Origin of the sequence: Cupriavidus sp. HPC(L), assembly GCF_000307735.3 — a bacterium.
In the GTDB taxonomy this organism is placed as follows: Bacteria; Pseudomonadota; Gammaproteobacteria; order Burkholderiales; family Burkholderiaceae; genus Cupriavidus.
Genome location: NZ_AMPR02000235.1, coordinates 1 through 17,927, shown reverse-complemented (window position 1 = coordinate 17,927; position 17,927 = coordinate 1). Strand labels below are relative to the sequence as shown.

Here is a 17,927-nt window from a genome sequence, read left to right as displayed (position 1 = left end):
CATGCCCCAACCCCAACCGCTGAAAATCGATTTCGTCTCCGACATCGCCTGCCCCTGGTGTGCGATCGGCCTTTCCTCGCTGCAATTGGCGCTGTCCCGTCTTGGCGACGAGGTCGATGCCCGGGTCGTGCTGCACCCGTTTGAACTGAACCCCGACATGGGACCCGGTGGCGAGGCCATCGTCACTTATCTGGGCAAGAAGTACGGCCGCACGCCGGCGCAGATCGCTGAGACGCAGGCGATGATCCGGGAGCGCGGCGCCGACGTCGGGTTCTCGTTCGGTCCGCGCGAGCGCGTCTACAACACCTTCGACGCCCATCGCCTGCTGCATTGGGCCCGGCTCGAAGGCAGGCAGTTGCCGCTGAAGCTGGCGCTTCTGCAGGCCTATCACGGCGACGGCAAGGATCCGAGCGACCATGGCGTGCTGGTCGAGGCGGCGCAATCGGCGGGCCTCGATGGTGCCGCGGCGCGCCGCGTGCTCGAGAACGGCGACTATGCCGACGAGGTCCGCGCCGAGGAACGGGAATACCAGTCGATGGGCATCCAATCGGTGCCTTCGATCATCTTCAACGATCGCTATCTGGTCACCGGCGGTCAGCCGGCGCAAGCGTTCGAACAGGCGATCCGGCAGATCCTCGCTGAAGGCCCCGAAGGCGCTGAAGGCTGAACGCGCCGCCGCGGCTCAGCGCATCGAGAACCAGTCCTCCGGCAGCCACTCGGTGGCGTGCCGGGCCGGCGGGTTCAGCGTCAGCGTGGCCTCGTGCAGTAACGCGTCGTCCGGATGCAGCCGCACCGAGAAACCGTGCTCGCGCAGGATCGCCAGCATCCGGCGGTTCTCGCTCAATACCTCACCCCGCAGCGCACGCAGGCGTTGCGCGCTGGCGCCCTGCACCAGGGTCTGCACCAGCCGGCGGCCGATGCCGCGCCCCTGCCAGCGGTCGGTGACGACGAGGGCAAGTTCGGCGACGCCCGCTTCCCCCACCGCGTATTCCCCATTCGCGACGATGATTTCCTCGCCGCCGCCATCGCCGCGGGCCGTGACCACAAGCGCGGAGCGGCTGCGGACGAACTGCCCGATCAAGTCGTCCGACACTAACCCACCGGTCAGGAAGCGGTAGTAGCGGCTTTCGCGCGACAGGCCGTCGACGAAGGCCCGCTGGCGGACGAAGTCATCGAGACGTACTGCGCGCGCCGTCAGCATCTGGCCACCGTTGACGGTCCAGGTCTGCGGAAAGTCGCCGAAGGCCAGGGGCCTGGCAAACAGGAAGGGGGCAATCTCGGCGGCACGCAAGACGGCGGGCATGGCTGGCATCCTGACTTCATTAATCGTAGCCAGAGTATAGGCGAGATCCTGACTTTTGCAAATGAAGTCAGCCTGCTATGCTGCGATCATGGAACCGACCTCCGAAGACCTCCGTCATTGTTCGATCGCCGGCACGCTCGCCCTGATCGGCGAGAAATGGTCGATGCTGATCCTTCGCGACGTGCTGAGCGGCGTCAGCCGCTTTGACGACTTCCTGTCCCGGCTCCAATGCTCGCCGGCCGTGCTGTCCGCCCGGCTCAAGACGCTGACCGAGGCCGGGCTGCTCCGGCGGGTCAGCTACCGCGAGCCGGGGGCGCGGGAGCGCTTCGCCTACCGGCCTACGCGCGCCGCCGTCGAACTGCTGCCCGTGCTGATTGGCTTGATGCAGTGGGGCGACCGCCATCTGAGGGATGGCTGCGGCCTGGTGGAGGTGCGCTCGGCCACCAGTGGTCTCAAGGTCCATGCCGCGTTGGTCGACGAGGCTGGCAACGAAGTGCCTTTGAACGAACTGAAGACCGTGCGATCGCGTCATGCGATGCCGGCCCGGCTGGACCAGTCCAACGCTTCGCCCTCCTCCCCGCAAGCGGACGTCACCCCTGGCGCGCCAGACCTCGCCAGCGCCGGCTGACCCCGCGCACCGCCGCCGCGCATTGCGGCGCACCATCGTCGTGCCGCCCCGCCCCAACAGCGCGCATCGCGTGACCTTTGCCGCGCTGCCGCAGCGTCGTATCCGCATCGAACAGCACAAAACCCGCTGGCATGCCGCTTGCTGAATTGTGACGCGAGCGGACCAACGGCGGCCCGCTCCAGACACACAGCGCGTCGGCGGTCTTCACCGCCGGCGTCAGGACAACGGCGTCCCCTGAACCGATCGCATCGCCTGCATCGGCTCTCGGGACGCCTTTTGTTTTCTTGGAGCCAGCATGGCAGCGACCCTCAGCCCGGATGCAAGCCTGAATTCCAGCGCGGAAAGCAAAGCGACCCGCATCGCGCTGTTCACCTTCCGCACGCCACAGATGCGCGCCTTCCATATGACGTGGATGGCGTTCTTCATCTGCTTCTTCGCCTGGTTCGCCTGCGCGCCGCTGATGCCGATGCTGCGCGGCGAGTTCGGACTGACGCCCGATCAGGTCGCCAACATCAATATCGCGGCCGTCGCGGTGACGATCCTGGTGCGGCTGATCATCGGCCCGCTATGCGACCGCTATGGGCCGCGCAAGGCCTATACCGGCCTGCTGGTGCTCGGCTCGATTCCGGTGCTGGGCGTGGCGATGGCGCAGACCTACGAGGCCTTCCTGTTTTTCCGGCTGCTGATCGGCGCGATCGGCGCGAGCTTCGTGATCACGCAGTACCACACCTCGGTGATGTTCGCGCCGAACGTCGTCGGCACCGCCAATGCCGCGTCCGCCGGCTGGGGCAATGCCGGCGGCGGCGCGGCCCAGGGTCTGATGCCGCTGCTGCTGGCCGGCGTGCTGATGCTCGGCGTCAGCGAGACGATGGGCTGGCGGGTCGCGCTGCTGGTTCCCGGCGTTGCGATGCTGCTGATGGCCGCGCTGTACTGGCGCTTCACGCAGGACTGCCCGCAGGGCAACTACGCCGATCTGCGCGCGCGCGGCGTCGCCATCGACGGCGGCAAGAAAGGCGGCTGGGCCAGCTTCGTCGCAGCCAGCGCCAACTACCGGGTATGGCTGCTGTTCGTGACGTACGGCGCCTGCTTCGGCGTCGAGATCTTCATCCACAACGTCGCCGCGATGTACTTCGTCGACAAGTTCGAACTGTCGCTGAAGGCCGCGGGCCTGGCCGCGGCGAGCTTCGGCCTGCTGGCGCTGTTCGCCCGCGCGCTGGGAGGCTGGGCCTCGGACAGGGTTGCGCGCACGCACGGCCTGAGCGCCCGCACCACGCTGCTGTTCGTGCTGATGCTAGGCGAGGGTCTTGGCCTGCTGTGGTTCTCGCAATCGAATTCGGTCGTGCTGGCGGTGATCGCGATGTTGGCCTTCGGCCTGTTCACCCACATGGCCTGCGGCGCGACCTATGCGCTGGTGCCGTTCATCGACCGCAAGGCGCTGGGCGGCGTGTCCGGAATCATCGGCGCGGGCGGCAATGTCGGTGCAGTCGCCGCCGGCCTGCTGATGAAGGGCCTGGGCAGCCTGCAGCAAACCCTGATGGTGCTCGGCGTGCTGGTGGTGCTGTCGGCGCTGTGCGCGGTGGCGGTGCGCTTCTCCGCGGAGCACAAGGCCCGCGAACAGGCACTGCTCGAGAACGCGCTCGCCAGCTAGCCAATACCGCCTGCCCCACTGCCGACAACAACGCACCACGAGATGCCCACGCAGGCGCCCACGAACAAGGAACGCATCATGAAGCTCGTCATCATCGGCCACGGCATGGTCGGCCACAAACTGCTCGAATGCCTGGCGCAGGCCCGCGAAGAAAGCGGCGCCAACCTGCAGGTCACCGTGCTGTGCGAGGAACCGCGCCCCGCCTATGACCGCGTTCACCTGTCCGAATTCTTCTCGGGCAAGTGCGCCGACGACCTGTCGCTGGTCGAGCCGGGCTTCTTCGACGAGACCGGCTTCGTGCTGCGGCTGAACGCGCGCGCTACCGCGATCGACCGGACCGCGCGCACGGTCACCGTCTCGACCGGCGAGACGCTGCACTACGACAAGCTGGTGCTGGCGACCGGTTCCTACCCGTTCGTGCCACCGGTGCCCGGCCGCGATCGCGCCGACTGCTTCGTCTACCGCACCATCGAGGATCTGGAAGCGATGCGCGAATGTGGCGCGCGCTCGCGCACCGGCGTGGTGGTCGGCGGCGGCCTGCTCGGCCTCGAATGCGCGAAGGCGCTGCGCGACATGGGCCTGCAGGCCCATGTGGTCGAATTCGCGCCGCGGCTGATGGCGGTGCAGGTCGACGATGCCGGCGGCCAGATGCTGCGGCGGAAGATCGCGGCGCTGGGCGTCACCGCGCATACCGGCAAGAACACCGTCGAGATCGTCGACGGCGAGGACGGCACGCACCGGATGCGCTTCGCCGACGGCACGCACCTGGACACCGACATGATCGTGTTCTCGGCCGGCATCCGCCCGCGCGACGAACTGGCGCGCGCCGCGGGCCTCGCGATCGGCGAGCGCGGCGGCATCGTGATCGACGACCAGTGCCGCACCTCCGATCCGGACATCTTCGCGATCGGCGAATGCGCGCTGTGGCAGGGCAAGATCTTCGGTCTGGTCGCGCCTGGCTACGACATGGCCCGCGTGACCGCGAGCCAGTTGCTCGGCGATGAGGCGGCCTTCACCGGCGCCGACATGAGCACCAAGCTCAAGCTGATGGGCGTGGACGTGGCCAGCCTCGGCGACCCGCACGGCCGCACCCCCGGCGCGCGCGTCTACCAGTTCGCCGACGAGCGCAAGGAGGTCTACAAGAAGCTGGTGGTGTCCGAGTGCGGCACCTACCTGCTCGGCGGCGTGCTGGTCGGCGATGCGGCCGAGTACGGCACGCTGCTGCAGATGATGCTGAACCGGATGCCGCTGCCGGAATCGCCCGAATTCCTGATCCTGCCGTCCTCCGACGGCAAGGCAAAGCCGGGCCTCGGCGTCGATGCGCTGCCCGACGGCGCGCAGATCTGCTCGTGCAACAACGTCTCCAAGGCCCAGATCTGCGCCGCGGTCGGCGACGGCGCCACCAGCATCGGCGCGCTGAAGTCCTGCACCAAGGCCGGCACCGCCTGCGGCGGCTGCGTGCCGCTGGTCACGCAGCTGATGAAGGCCGAGATGAAGAAGCAGGGGCTGGCGGTCAACAACCACTTGTGCGAGCACTTCGCCTACTCGCGCCAGGAGCTGTATCACCTGGTCCGCGTCGGCGGCTTCCGCACCTTCGACGCGCTGCTGGGCGCGCACGGCAAGGGCCACGGATGCGATATCTGCAAGCCCACCGTCGCCAGCATCCTGGCCTCCTGCTGGAACGAGTTCGTGCTCAAACCCGAGCACGCGAGCCTGCAGGATTCGAACGACTACTTCCTGGCCAATATCCAGAAGGACGGTACCTATTCGGTGGTGCCTCGCATGCCGGGCGGCGAGGTCACGCCAGACGGGCTGATCGCGGTCGGCCGCGTGGCCAAGAAGTTCGGCCTCTACACCAAGATCACCGGCGGCCAGCGCGTGGACCTGTTCGGCGCGCGGGTCGAACAGCTGCCTTTGATCTGGGAAGAGCTGATCGCGGCCGGCTTCGAGTCGGGCCACGCCTACGGCAAGTCGCTGCGCACGGTGAAGTCGTGCGTCGGCTCGACCTGGTGCCGCTATGGCGTCGGCGATTCGGTTGGTCTCGCGATCGAGCTGGAGAACCGCTACAAGGGCCTGCGCGCGCCGCACAAGATCAAGTTCGGCGTGTCGGGCTGCACGCGCGAATGCGCCGAGGCGCAGGGCAAGGACATCGGCGTGATCGCCACCGACAAGGGCTGGAACCTCTACGTCTGCGGCAATGGCGGCATGAAGCCGCGCCATGCCGAGCTGCTCGCCAGCGACCTGGACCGCGATACGCTGGTCCGCTACATCGACCGCGTGCTGATGTTCTACGTCCGCACCGCCGACCGCCTGCAGCGCACCAGCGTCTGGCGCGACAACCTCGAAGGCGGCCTCGACTATCTGAAGGCCGTGGTCGTCGACGACAGCCTGGGCATCGCGGCCGAGCTCGAGGCACAGATGCAGCTGGTCGTCGATACGTACGAATGCGAATGGAAGAAGGCCGTCACCGATCCGCAGACGCGCCAGCGCTTCCACCATTTCGTCAACAGCGAGCGAGGGGACGAGCATGTCGTGTTCGTACAGGAACGCGGCCAGATCCGTCCGGCCACGCCGGAGGAACGGAACCTGCAACGCGTGGCCGGCGGCGGCATGCCGGCGCAGCGCCCTGTGGCGGTGCCGCTGGTCCGCATGGATCGGGTCGCCGAGGCGGACCCGGTAGCGTGATGGCCTCGGTCTTCGCCCCCGCGGAAGCGGGGGCCCAGCGTCTTCAGTCCACGTTCGAAGTCACTGGGTCCCCGCATTCGCGGGGACGACGAGTATCGAACGCGTACCGAACAAGTACCAAACCCAGCCGTACCAGGAGTCATCCATGAGCCAGCTTGCCACCCACGCCTCCGAACAATGGACCGCGGTCTGCGCGCTGCGCGACATCGTGCCGAACACCGGCGTCTGCGCGCTGGTCGGGCACCGTCAGATCGCGGTGTTCCGCGTCGACCCGGACAATCAGGTCTTCGCGATCGACAACTACGATCCAAATGCCGATGCGGCGGTACTGTCGCGCGGGCTGGTAGGCAACCTGGGCGACCGGCTGGTGGTGGCCTCGCCGATCTACAAGCAGCATTTCGACCTGCGCACCGGCGAATGCCTCGAGGCGCCGGAGCATTCGGTGCACGCCTACCCCGCTCGGGTCTACGACGGCAAGGTATGGGTGGCGGCATGACCCACACCGACAAGCCCCGCCTGGTCGTGGTCGGCAACGGCATGGCCGGCATGCGCACCGTCGAGGAGCTGCTGGCGCTCGCGCCCGATCTGTACGACATCACCGTGTTCGGCGCCGAGCCGCACGGCAACTACAACCGCATCCTGCTGTCGCCGGTGCTGGCCGGGGAAAAGACGGTCGACGACATCATGCTGCATCCGCAGGAGTGGTATGCGCGCCATGGCATCACGCTGCTGGCCGGCGATCCGGTCGTGGCGATCGATCGCGCGCGCCGGCTGGTGCGCTCGCGGTCCGGCAAGGAGATCCGTTACGACCGGCTGCTGCTGGCCACGGGCTCGCGCCCGTTCATCGTGCCCGTGCCCGGACACGCGCTCGACGGCGTAATCGCGTTCCGCGACATCCAGGATGTCGAGACGATGCTGGCCGCCGCGCGCGCGCATCGCCATGCCGTGGTGATCGGCGGCGGGCTGCTGGGGCTCGAGGCGGCCAACGGCCTGCTGCGCCAGGGCATGGACGTCACCGTGCTGCATCTTGGCGACGCGCTGATGGATCGACAGCTGGACGCCAACGCCGCCGCCCTGCTCAAGCGCACGCTGGAGCGGCGCGGCCTGCGGATCCTGCTCGGCGCCAATACCAGCGAGATTCTCGGCGAGACGCGGGTTACCGGCGTGCGCCTGGCAGACGGCACACAGATCCCGGCCGATCTCGTCGTGATGGCCGCCGGCGTGCGTCCGAACGCCGAACTCGCCCGCGCCGCCGGCCTGCATTGCGAGCGCGCGATCGTCGTCGACGACACGCTGCAGACCTACGATCCGCGCATCTATGCCGTCGGCGAATGCGTGCAGCACCGCCAGGCGACCTTCGGACTGGTCGCGCCAATCTGGGATCAGGCCCGCGTCTGCGCGGCGCATCTGGCCGGCGCCGGGCACCGGCGCTATGTCCAGCAGGCCACCGCCACGCGGCTGAAGGTCAGCGGCGTCGAGCTGTACTCGGCCGGCGACATCGTCGGCGGCGACGACAGCGAGGACCTGGTGCTGCGCGACCCGCGCCGTGGCATCTACAAGCGCCTGGTGCTGCAGCAGGGCCGCCTGGCCGGCGCGGTGCTGTATGGCGACGTGCAGGACGGTCCGTGGTATTTCGAGTTGATCCAGAACGGCACGCCGATCGGCGCGATCCGCAATCGGCTGCTGTTCGGCAAGGCGCAGTGCGAGGCGGTGGCCGCGTGACGACATGGTGGGCGATACCGTCGTCGTACCCGCGTGCGCGGGGACGAATGTGACATCACGGCGCCAACATGGAATCCAGTAGCAAGGGGCAAGGTGTGAAACTCTCCGATATTCCAGTCGCTATCGCCGAAGACGCCGCGGCGCGGTCCAAGCCGGTGGCGAGCGTGCAGACGACCTGCCCCTACTGCGGCGTCGGCTGCGGCGTTCGCGCGCAGCGGCACGCCGACGGCACCGTCGAGGTCTCCGGCGATCCATCGCATCCCGCCAACGCGGGACGGCTGTGTGTCAAGGGCTCGGCGCTGGCCGAAACCGTCGATCTGAACGACCGCCTGCTGCATCCGCAATTGCGCGAGGCCGACGGCGCGTTGCGGCGGGCGTCGTGGGACGAGGCGCTGGACCGCGCGGCCTCGGGCCTGCGCGACATCATCGCCCGTCACGGTCCGGAGTCGGTCGCCCTCTATGTTTCCGGGCAACTGCTGACCGAGGACTACTACGTCGCCAACAAGCTGATGAAGGGCTTCATCGGCACGGCGAACATCGATACCAACTCGCGGCTGTGCATGTCGTCGGCGGTGGCCGGCCACAAGCGCGCCTTCGGCGAGGACATCGTGCCGGGCTGCTACGAAGACCTGGAGCTCGCCGATCTGGTGGTGCTGGTCGGCTCGAACACGGCGTGGTGCCATCCGATCCTGTTCCAGCGGCTGGCCAGGGCCAAGGCGGAACGCCCGCAGATGAAGCTGGTGGTCATCGATCCGCGCCGCACCGCCACCTGCGATCTGGCCGACCTGCACCTGCCGGTACGGCCGGGCACCGATGTCTGGCTGTTCAACGGCCTGTTGCAGTATCTGCACCGCGAAGGCGTGGCCGATGCGCAGTTCGTGCAGGCGCATACCGATGGCGACGACGCGCTCGCGGCCGCACTGCAGGCCGCCGCGGGCGAGGCCGATCTGGCGGCCGTCGCCCGTGCCTGCAAGATCGATCCGGCCGACCTGCTGACCTTCTACCAATGGTTTGCCGGCACGCCGCGCGTCGTGACCGCGTACTCTCAGGGCGTCAACCAATCGTCCGCGGGCACCGACAAGGTCAACAGCATCATCAACTGCCACCTGCTGACCGGCCGCATCGGCCAACCCGGCATGGGCCCGTTCTCGCTGACCGGCCAGCCGAACGCGATGGGCGGGCGCGAGGTCGGCGGCCTGGCCAACATGCTGGCCGCGCATCTGGAGCTGGCCGAGCCGCGCCATCGCGAGCTGGTGCAGACCTTCTGGGATGCACCGGCCATCGCCGACCGCCCGGGGCTGAAGGCGGTCGAACTATTCGAGGCGATCGAGCAGGGCCGCATCAAGGCGGTGTGGGTCATGGCCACCAATCCGGTGGTCAGCCTGCCCGACGCCGACCAGGCTCGGCGCGCGCTGCAGCGTTGCGAACTGGTGATCGCGTCGGACATCGTGACCCGCACCGATACCAACGACAGCGCGCACATCCTGCTGCCGGCGCTGGGCTGGGGCGAGAAGGACGGCACGGTGACCAACTCCGAGCGCCGCATCTCGCGCCAGCGCGCCTTCCTGCCCGCACCGGGCGAGGCCCGGGCCGACTGGTGGATCGTCTGCCAGGTGGCGCGCCGCATGGGCTTTGCCGGCTTCGACTACGGTTCGCCGCGCGAGATCTTCGACGAGCATGCGCGGCTGTCGGCGTATCGGAACCAGGGTGGCAACCACAGCGACGTCGGCAGCGACGATGTGGTCCCGCGCGCCTTCGACATCGGCGGCCTCGCCGGCCTCGACGCACAAGGCTACGACGCGCTGCAACCGGTGCAATGGCCGGTGCTCGGGGACGGTGGCGGCACCGCGCGCCTGTTCGGCGAAGGTGGCTTCTCGCACCCGGATCGGCGCGCCCGCTTCGTCGCCACCGCGCCGCGCAAGCCGGTCCACGCGACCGACGAGGACTACCCGCTGATCCTGAACACCGGCCGCGTGCGCGACCAGTGGCACACGATGACCCGCACCGGCAAGTCGGCGCGGCTGGCCGAACACCTGCCCGAGCCCTTCGTCGACATGCATCCGCAGGACGCGCTGCTGTGCGGCGTCGGCGAAGGCCGGCTCGCGCGGGTGTCGACCCGCTGGGGCGCGATGGTGGTGCGCGTGCGCCATGGCGGCGGCATCCCGCGCGGCAGCGTCTTTGTGCCGATCCACTGGAACGGACAGTTCAGCTCCGATGCGCGCGTCGGCGCGCTGGTCAATCCGGTGGTCGATCCAGTGTCCGGCGAGCCCGAGTTCAAGCACACGCCGGTGCGCGTCGATCCGTTTCCGGTCTCGTGGCACGGCTTCGCGCTGACGCGCGAGCGGCTCGACTGCGGTGCGCTGACCTGGTGGACCCGCGTGACGGGCCAACGGTTCGAGCGCTACGAATTCGCGGACCGAGAATCGGTCGGCGATCGTGCGGCCTGGGCGCGCCAGTTGCTCGGCGCGGCCGATCCAGAGGCCGACTGGCTCGAGTACGAGGACCGTTCCGCCGGCATCTACCACGCCGCCCTGGTCGTCGACGACAAGCTGCAGGCCTGCGTCTATGTCTCGACGCGGTCAGACCTGCTGCCGGCACGGGCCTGGCTGGGCAGCCTGTTCGCCAAGAGCCTGCTCGATGACGAGGACCGCATCGGCCTGCTGATCGGCCAGGCGGCCCAACCCGGCGTCGACGCCGGCCCAACGGTCTGCTCCTGCTTCGGCGTGGGCCGCAATACCATCTGCGACGCGATCCGCCAGCACGGCCTGCGCAGCGCGGCCGAGATCACCGCCTGCGTCAAGGCCGGCGGCAATTGCGGTTCGTGCGTGCCCGAACTGAACGCGCTGCTGGCCGCGGCGAAGGTCGATCGGGATGAGCCGGTGTTTGCGGGATAGGGATTGCCGTCGAGCCCGCGGCCCGTTGTTGCGCCTGATGATTCCAGCCAGCTTTCTTCGGATCCGGAATTCCGGACATTTCTCCGCCCTGCCGGCAAATGTCCGGTAAAGCGAACAGGGCCGACACATCGCCCGGAGTTCGTTGCGAGTTCGCCAATCGTGTTTCACGCGGCGAAACTTTGATGCGTCGCAAAATGACGCAGCCCTGTAGTCGCCCTATAACGGCATCTGCGGTTTCATTCCGCGAAATGACCAGAACAGGGAGACGGCCTGATGACGACGCAGGGATCGTCGCTGCGCAAGGCTTGCCAGCTGCTACGGGCGCTGTCGGATCCGCGTAATACGCGGCTGACCGACCTGGCGCAGGCGTCGGGCGTCGACAAGGCGTCGGCGCTGCGTCTGCTCGACACGCTGGCCGCCGAGGGCCTGGTGTCGCGCGACCGGGCCACCAAGGCTTTCAGTCCCGGGCCGGAATGGCTGGTGCTGCGCGCTGCCGCGCTGCGGCGCCTCGACATGCGGCCCCTGGCCCGTCCGGCGCTGATCCGCCTCGCCTGCGCGTTCGAGGACACCGCAATCCTGTCGGTGCCGAGCGGCTGGGAATCGGTCTGCACCGAGCTGCGCTTCGGCAATTTCCCGATCCGCGCCAACTATCTCGATATCGGCAGCCGCCGCCCGCTCGGCGTCGGCGCCGGCAGCCTGGCCTTGCTGGCCGCCCTTCCCGACGACGAAATCGATGCGGTGCTGCGCTGCGTGGCGCCGGCGCTCAAGCGCTATCCGCGGCTGAGCACGGGGGCGCTGTTGCGCCATGTCGAGGCGACGCGCGAGCGTGGCTATGCGGTGCTGCTCGATGTGGTCGTCGAGCGCATGGGCGGCATCGCGATCGCCTTGCCGGGCCCCGACGGTTATCCGCTCGGGGCACTGAGCATCGCCGCGCTGAACGAGCGCATCACCGAACGGGAGGCCGCGATGGCCAAGGCGCTGCGGCGCGAGGCCGACGGCATCGTCGCCCATCTGGGCGCCATCGAGGCGTCGCTGCCGGACCGTTGGCCGCACCGTGGCGCCGCCGCGCGCACGGCGGCTGCAGCGCTGTCGCCAGCCGATACGCCGTAATCGAGTCCGCCCCGCAATGCCGGCGGGCTGCCGCCGCAAACGCCGGCCACGCAAAGGACATCCCGAACAACAACAAGGAGGACCACCGACATGGAGACATCAGGCATGCGCTGGAAACAACGTCCCGACGGTTCGACCTGGGGCGACTTCGGCCCCGACGACCAGATCGGGCGGCTCAATCTGATCGGCGCCGAGCAGGTACGCAAGGCTGCGCAGGAGGTCCAGGCGGGCCTGAGCTTCTGCCTGTCGCTGCCGCTGGACTATCCCGGCGGCAACAAGCTCAATCCGCGCCGCCATCCGCCGGTGCTGCGTCCCACCTTCCGCGACGACCTGCCCTACGTCAACTTCCCGCTGGCCAAGGTCGACCCCGCGGCCACCGACGTGATCAGCGACGACCAGGTGCTGCTGTCGCTGCAATATTCGACGCAATGGGATTCGCTGGCCCACGTCGGCGCGCTGTTCGATGCCGACGGCGACGGCCGCCCCGAGCGGGTCTATTACAACGGCTATCGCGCCAACGAACATATCGTCGGGCCGGTCGACTACGCCGACGACGATCATTTCGCCGCGCACGGCTGCAATCACGAACACAGCGAGGCGCGCGCGCTCGGCATCGAAAATTTTGCCGTCAAGGGCATGCAGGGCCGCGGCGTGCTGGTCGACCTGGCGCACTGCTACGGCACCGACTTCCGCGATATCGGCTACGACGAGCTGATGCGTGCGATGGAAGCGGACCGGGTCGAGGTCGAGCGCGGCGACATGCTGCTGCTGCGCACCGGTTTTGCCGAGGTGGTGTTGTCGATGCAGCGCGAGCCCGACGAGAACGTGCTGCACCACAGCTGCAGCGCGCTGAACGGGCGCGACGACAAGCTGCTGCAGTGGATCACCGATGCCGGCATTGCCGCGCTGATCGCCGACAACTACGCGGTGGAGCGCTATCCGGCGCAACCGCCAAGCGGTCCGGGCCCGCATCCGCTGCTGCCGCTGCATCACCACTGCCTGTTCAAGCTTGGCTTGCCGCTCGGCGAGCTCTGGTATCTGCGCGAGCTGGCGCAATGGCTGCGCGAGCATGGCCGCACCCGCTTCATGCTGACGGCGCCGCCGCTGCGCCTGCCCGGGGCGGTCGGTTCGCCCACCACACCGATCGCCACCGTCTGAGCGGCGACACTGAGCGGCGACACCAACGATCCGGAGGAGACCCACGACATGAAGCCATTTCCCGCACGCCGGCGCATTGCCGGCCTCGTTTCCCGCACGCTGGCCGCGATGCTGGGCAGCGGCGCCCTGGCGCTCGGCGGCCCCGCCTATGCCCAGGCCCAGCCGAAAGCGGCCCTCTCCGACGATCTGGTCAAGGTCGGACTGATCCTCGACATGAGCGGCCTCTATGCCGATGTGACGGGCCGCGGCAGCGCCACCGCGGCGCAGATGGCGATCGACGATTTCGGCGGCAAGGTGCTGGGCCGCAAGATCGAGCTGGTGGTCGCAGACCATCAGAACAAGGCCGACATCGCCGCCAACAAGGCACGCGAATGGTTCGACACGGACCGCGTCGACGCGATCCTCGATGTCGCGGCATCCGCGCCCGCGCTCGCCGTGCTGGAAGTCGCCAAGCAGAAGAACCGCATCGTGGTGTTCTCGGGACCCGGCACCGAGCGGCTGACCAACGATCTGTGCACGCCGATCTCGGTGCACTACGCCTATGACACCTATGCGCTCGCCAATACCACCGCGCGCGCGATGGTCCAGCGCGGCGGCAAGAGCTGGTATTTCCTGACCGCCGACTACGCCTTCGGCCACACGCTGCAGGACTCGGCCACCACCGTGGTCAACGAAACCGGCGGCAAGGTGCTCGGCGCCGCGCGCCATCCGATCGGCGCCAGCGACTTCGCCTCCTATCTGCTGCAGGCGCAGGCCAGCAAGGCGCAGGTCGTGGGCCTTGCCAACGCGGGCGGGGACTCCGTCAACGCGATCAAGGCCGCGCACGAGTTCGGCCTGACGCGCGACAACAAGCAGAAGCTGGCCGGCCTGCTTCTCTATATCAACGACATCCACGCGATCGGGCTGAAGACCGCGGCGGGCCTGGTGCTGACCGAGGCGTTCTATTGGGACATGAACGACGCCACCCGCAAATGGTCGCGCCGCTATTTCGACAAGCTCAAGAAGATGCCGAACATGAGCCAGGCCGGCGTCTATTCGTCGGTGATGCACTATCTGAAGGCGGTGCAGGCCGCCGGCACCGACGAGACCGCCGCGGTGATGAAGCAGATGAAGGCGATGCCGATCCAGGACTTCTTCACGTCCAACGGCCGTATCCGGGAAGACGGACGCATGGTGCACGACATGTACCTGTTCGAGGTGAAGACGCAGGCCGAATCGAAGTATCCGTGGGACTACTACAAGGTCCTCGCCACGGTGCCCGGCGACCAGGCGTTCATCCCGCCGTCAAAGTCGAAGTGCCCGCTGCTGAAGCGCTGACATGGGCCGGACATGAGCGAATCGACGCAACGCGCCGCCTGGTTGCGCGGCGCCGGCAATACCCGCTTCGGCAGGCTGCCCGGCAGCACGCCGCTGACGCTGATGGCGCAGGCCGCCGACGCCGCGCTGGCGGAAGCCGAGCTGTCGCGCGGCGACATCGACGGCGTGCTGTGCGGTTACGCGACCACGTTGCCGCATCTGATGCTGGCCGACCGCTTCTGCGAATATGCGTCTCTGCAACCCGCCTATGCGCACGGCATGGCCGCCGGTGGTGCGACCGGCGGGGCGATGGCGATGCTGGCGCGCGAGCTGGTGCGCGCCGGCCGCTGCCGCCATGTGCTGGTCGTGGCCGGCGAGAACCGCCTGAGCGGGCAGAGCCGCGACCAGTCGGTGCAGACGCTGGCCCAGGTCGGCGAGCCGCAGGTCGAGGTGCCGAACGGCGCCTCGGTGCCGGCGTACTACGCGCTGCTGGCGTCGCGCTATCTGGTGGAGACCGGCCTGCCGCGCGACGCCCTGGCGGACTTCGCCGTGCTGATGCGCAAGCATGCGGCCGCGCATCCCGATGCGCATCTGCGCGAACCGTTGAGCGCGGCCGCCGCCTGCGCCGCCAAGCCGGTGGCGACGCCGCTGCTGCTGTCGGACTGCTGTCCGATCTCTGACGGCGCGGTGGCGCTGGTGGTGTCGGCGGAACCGGGGTCCGGCCAGCCGGTACGGATCACCGGCGCGGGGCAGGCGCATCGCCATCAGCATCTGTGCGCGATCGACAGCGTGATGACGACCGGCGCCAGGGACGCGGCCACGCGTGCGCTCGCCGAGGCCGGCATCGGTGTCGACCGGCTCGACTATCTGGCGATCTACGACTCGTTCACCATCACGCTGCTGATGCTGCTCGAAGAGATCGGCGTGGCGCCACGCGGCGGCGCGCATGCGCGGCTGCTGGCCGGCGACTTCGATATCGATGGCGCGCTGCCGCTCAATACCCATGGCGGCCTGCTGGCGTTCGGCCACTCAGGCGTCGCGGGCGGGCTGATGCATCTGGTCGAGGCGACCCGGCAGCTCGCGGGGCGTGCCGGGGACCGCCAGATCGGTCCGCGTCGCCGCGCGCTGTTCCATGCCGATGGCGGCGTGCTGTCTTCCCATGTCAGCCTGGTGCTGGAGGCCCTGTGATGCCGAGCTCAGCCAATTCCGCCGATGACGTCCTGCCCCAGGGGCGTCATCCCTATACCGCGGGTCTGGAAGCCGGCCGCGTTCGCTATCAGTCCTGCGGCGACTGTGGCACGGCCCAATCGCTGGAGCGCCATGCCTGCCAGCGCTGCGGCAGCGTCCGGCTCGCGTGGCGCGATGCCGCCGGCGCAGCGACCGTCTATGCGGTGACCGAGGTCGCGCGCGCGCCGGACGACAGCTTCCGCGCGCTGGTCCCCTACACGCTGGTGCTGGCCACGCTCGATGAAGGGCCCCGCGTGATGGGCCATGCCGAGGCCGGCGTGGCAATCGGCGACCGTGTACGCGCGGGCTTTTTCCGGCATGGCGAGCGCACGCTGTTGCGATTCCAGCGGGAATAGCGGCTTGGAATAGCGGTCCGGAATAGCGGTCCGGAATAGCGGTCGGAATGGCGGGCAGTGATTCGCCGGCGGCGATTCCCGCACAGCATAACAACCACATGGAGACACCTATGCAGCCGAATCAGCAGCATCGGCGGGCCGCGCTCGCCCGTCCATCTCTCCCCTCCAGACGGCATGCGTTGCGCGCCCTGCTGTCGATGCTCGCGCTTGGCACCCTGTGCGCCGTGTTGCCGCGGCCTGGCCATGCGGAAACCTGGCCCGCAAAACCGATCCGGATGGTGGTGCCCTATCCGCCGGGCGGTCCCACCGACATCGTCGCGCGCGTGGTGGGGCAGAAGCTTGGCGAGCGGCTCGGGCAACCGGTGGTCGTCGAGAACCGGCCGGGCGCCGGCGGCAACATCGGCGCCGAGGCCGTCGCCAAGGCCGCGCCCGACGGCTACACCGTGCTGGTCGCCACCACCGCGCACGCGATCAACATGACCCTGTTCCGCAAGCCGGGCTACGACACGCGCCGCGACTTCGCGCCGGTCAGCCTGCTGACGCGCGGACCGCTGGTGCTGGTGACCGCGCCGTCGATGCCGGCGCGCAATGTCGCCGAATTGATCGCGCTGGCCAAGGCCAAGCCCGGTCAGGTCACCTTTGCCAGTTCCGGCAATGGCCAATCGACCCATCTGTCGGCCGAGCTGTTCAACGCGATGGCCGGCGTGCGCATGACCCACGTGCCGTACAAGGGCAGCGCGCCAGCGCTGACCGATGTGATCGGCGGTCAGGCCACGGTGATGTTCGACACGATGCTGTCGGCAATGCCGTTCGTGCGCGACGGCAAGCTCAAGGCGCTGGCCGTGACGAGCAGCAAGCGCTCGCCCGCGGCGCCCGATGTGCCGACGATTGCCGAGTCCGGCCTGGCCGGCTACGAGGCCACCGCATGGAACGCGCTGCTGGCGCCGGCCGGCACGCCGGCTCCGGTGATCGACACACTGAGCAAGACGCTGCGTACCGTACTCGACGATGCCGAGGTCCGCTCGCGTTTCGCCACGCAGGGCTTCGGCGCGGAATGGACGTCGCCCGACGCCACGGGCCGTTTCCTCGGCGCCGAGATCGACAAATGGGCCGGCGTGGTCAAGACGTCCGGGGCGACGATCGACTGACCTTCCATTGATTGACTCATCGCTCCGCCTTATCCATCGCTCCGCCTTACCCATTGGACTGACAGGAAAACGACATGGCAGCTTCTCTCCCCCGCGGCCTGCAGGCCCTGCTGACGCCGCGATCGATCGCGGTGATCGGCGCCTCGGACCATATCCACAAGATCGGCGGCCGGCCGATCCACTACATGCAGCAGCACGGCTACCGCGGCACGCTGTATCCGATCAACCCGCAGCGCGACAAGATCCAGGGCCTGCGCAGCTACGCGTCGCTCGACGCGCTGCCGGAAGCGCCGGAACTTGCCATCGTCGTGGTCGCGGGCGACGCGGCGGTGCAGGCGGTCGCCGATTGCGCGCGGCTGGGCGTGGCGGCGGCCATCGTGATCGCTTCGGGCTTCGGCGAAGCGGGCGAGGAAGGCCGGCGCCAGCAGCAGAAGATGGTCGATATCGCGCGCGCGGGAGACCTGCGCATGGTGGGCCCCAACAGCCAGGGCCTGGCCAACTTCGGCAGCGGCGCGATCGCCAGCTTCTCGACGATGTTCATCGAAGTACCGCCGCAGGATGGCCCGGTCGCGGTGATCAGCCAGAGCGGCGGCATGGGCGCGATGGTCTACGGCCTGCTGCGCCACCAGGGCATCGGCGTGCGGCACATGCATGCCACCGGCAACCAGGCCGACGTCACCGTCAGCGACCTGGCGCTCGCCGTCGCGCACGATGATGACGTGCGGCTGATGCTGCTGTATCTGGAGACGCTG

General features: G+C 68.5%; 15 protein-coding genes. 14 read left to right on the top strand and 1 reads right to left on the bottom strand.

Going from position 1 to position 17,927, the window contains the following annotated elements; genetic code table 11:
- The first annotated feature begins 1 nt into the window (after nt 1).
- Nucleotides 2-667, top strand: coding sequence for a DsbA family oxidoreductase (locus B551_RS14395; RefSeq protein WP_006576277.1), 666 nt, complete (start codon nt 2-4; stop codon nt 665-667).
- Nucleotides 668-682: 15 nt separating this feature from the next.
- On the opposite strand, the gene B551_RS14390 is transcribed toward B551_RS14395, so the two are convergent.
- A complete protein-coding gene (locus B551_RS14390; RefSeq protein ID WP_006576278.1) occupies nt 683-1,303 on the bottom strand; it encodes a GNAT family N-acetyltransferase in 621 nt (206 codons plus the stop codon).
- Nucleotides 1,304-1,364: 61 nt separating this feature from the next.
- On the opposite strand from B551_RS14390, the gene B551_RS14385 reads away from it, so the two are divergent.
- From B551_RS14385 to B551_RS14325, 13 genes are all read left to right on the top strand, one after another.
- Nucleotides 1,365-1,931: a helix-turn-helix domain-containing protein gene (locus B551_RS14385; protein WP_023264380.1), complete on the top strand. Its 567-nt coding sequence runs from the start codon at nt 1,365-1,367 to the stop codon at nt 1,929-1,931.
- Nucleotides 1,932-2,226: 295 nt separating this feature from the next.
- Complete coding sequence (locus B551_RS14380; RefSeq protein ID WP_006576280.1) at nt 2,227-3,579, top strand: MFS transporter; 1,353 nt, start codon at nt 2,227-2,229, stop codon at nt 3,577-3,579.
- Nucleotides 3,580-3,657: 78 nt separating this feature from the next.
- Nucleotides 3,658-6,264 carry a nitrite reductase large subunit NirB gene (gene nirB / locus B551_RS14375; RefSeq protein ID WP_052511377.1) on the top strand — a complete coding sequence of 869 codons (2,607 nt, stop codon included), beginning with the start codon at nt 3,658-3,660 and terminating at the stop codon, nt 6,262-6,264.
- 145 nt (nt 6,265-6,409) lie between these two features.
- Nucleotides 6,410-6,760 (top strand): nitrite reductase small subunit NirD, encoded by a 351-nt coding sequence (gene nirD / locus B551_RS14370; RefSeq protein WP_006576282.1) that lies wholly within the window; start codon nt 6,410-6,412, stop codon nt 6,758-6,760.
- Entirely contained in the window at nt 6,757-7,986 is a 1,230-nt protein-coding gene (locus tag B551_RS14365) for an NAD(P)/FAD-dependent oxidoreductase (protein ID WP_083492610.1), read from the top strand. Before nirD ends, B551_RS14365 begins: the two co-directional genes overlap by 4 nt.
- Nucleotides 7,987-8,081: 95 nt before the next feature.
- Nucleotides 8,082-10,880: a nitrate reductase gene (locus B551_RS14360; RefSeq protein ID WP_006576284.1), complete on the top strand. Its 2,799-nt coding sequence runs from the start codon at nt 8,082-8,084 to the stop codon at nt 10,878-10,880.
- Between the two features lie 273 nt (nt 10,881-11,153).
- Nucleotides 11,154-11,990 (top strand): IclR family transcriptional regulator, encoded by an 837-nt coding sequence (locus B551_RS14355; protein WP_006576285.1) that lies wholly within the window; start codon nt 11,154-11,156, stop codon nt 11,988-11,990.
- 105 nt (nt 11,991-12,095) lie between these two features.
- A complete protein-coding gene (locus tag B551_RS14350; protein WP_023264379.1) occupies nt 12,096-13,148 on the top strand; it encodes a cyclase family protein in 1,053 nt (350 codons plus the stop codon).
- Nucleotides 13,149-13,196: 48 nt separating this feature from the next.
- On the top strand, nt 13,197-14,465 hold the full coding sequence (locus B551_RS14345) for an ABC transporter substrate-binding protein (protein ID WP_006576287.1): 1,269 nt from the start codon (nt 13,197-13,199) through the stop codon (nt 14,463-14,465).
- A gap of 12 nt (nt 14,466-14,477) precedes the next feature.
- Nucleotides 14,478-15,632, top strand: coding sequence for a thiolase family protein (locus B551_RS14340; RefSeq protein ID WP_023264377.1), 1,155 nt, complete (start codon nt 14,478-14,480; stop codon nt 15,630-15,632).
- Nucleotides 15,632-16,027, top strand: coding sequence for a Zn-ribbon domain-containing OB-fold protein (locus B551_RS14335; protein ID WP_006576288.1), 396 nt, complete (start codon nt 15,632-15,634; stop codon nt 16,025-16,027). Before B551_RS14340 ends, B551_RS14335 begins: the two co-directional genes overlap by 1 nt.
- Before the next feature lie 197 nt (nt 16,028-16,224).
- Nucleotides 16,225-17,175 carry a tripartite tricarboxylate transporter substrate binding protein gene (locus B551_RS14330; RefSeq protein WP_052511375.1) on the top strand — a complete coding sequence of 317 codons (951 nt, stop codon included), beginning with the start codon at nt 16,225-16,227 and terminating at the stop codon, nt 17,173-17,175.
- Between the two features lie 74 nt (nt 17,176-17,249).
- Nucleotides 17,250-17,927, top strand: a 678-nt coding sequence (locus B551_RS14325; RefSeq protein ID WP_043439762.1) for a CoA-binding protein, incomplete at its 3' end; no start/stop codon positions are given.

Coding starts and splice junctions, on each gene's coding strand:
- B551_RS14395 (WP_006576277.1), top strand. CDS start 2: ATGCCCCAACCCCAACCGCTGAAAATCGATTTCGTCTCCGACATCGCC.
- B551_RS14390 (WP_006576278.1), bottom strand. CDS start 1,303: ATGCCCGCCGTCTTGCGTGCCGCCGAGATTGCCCCCTTCCTGTTTGCC.
- B551_RS14385 (WP_023264380.1), top strand. CDS start 1,365: ATGAAGTCAGCCTGCTATGCTGCGATCATGGAACCGACCTCCGAAGAC.
- B551_RS14380 (WP_006576280.1), top strand. CDS start 2,227: ATGGCAGCGACCCTCAGCCCGGATGCAAGCCTGAATTCCAGCGCGGAA.
- nirB (WP_052511377.1), top strand. CDS start 3,658: ATGAAGCTCGTCATCATCGGCCACGGCATGGTCGGCCACAAACTGCTC.
- nirD (WP_006576282.1), top strand. CDS start 6,410: ATGAGCCAGCTTGCCACCCACGCCTCCGAACAATGGACCGCGGTCTGC.
- B551_RS14365 (WP_083492610.1), top strand. CDS start 6,757: ATGACCCACACCGACAAGCCCCGCCTGGTCGTGGTCGGCAACGGCATG.
- B551_RS14355 (WP_006576285.1), top strand. CDS start 11,154: ATGACGACGCAGGGATCGTCGCTGCGCAAGGCTTGCCAGCTGCTACGG.
- B551_RS14350 (WP_023264379.1), top strand. CDS start 12,096: ATGCGCTGGAAACAACGTCCCGACGGTTCGACCTGGGGCGACTTCGGC.
- B551_RS14345 (WP_006576287.1), top strand. CDS start 13,197: ATGAAGCCATTTCCCGCACGCCGGCGCATTGCCGGCCTCGTTTCCCGC.
- B551_RS14340 (WP_023264377.1), top strand. CDS start 14,478: ATGAGCGAATCGACGCAACGCGCCGCCTGGTTGCGCGGCGCCGGCAAT.
- B551_RS14335 (WP_006576288.1), top strand. CDS start 15,632: ATGCCGAGCTCAGCCAATTCCGCCGATGACGTCCTGCCCCAGGGGCGT.
- B551_RS14330 (WP_052511375.1), top strand. CDS start 16,225: ATGCTCGCGCTTGGCACCCTGTGCGCCGTGTTGCCGCGGCCTGGCCAT.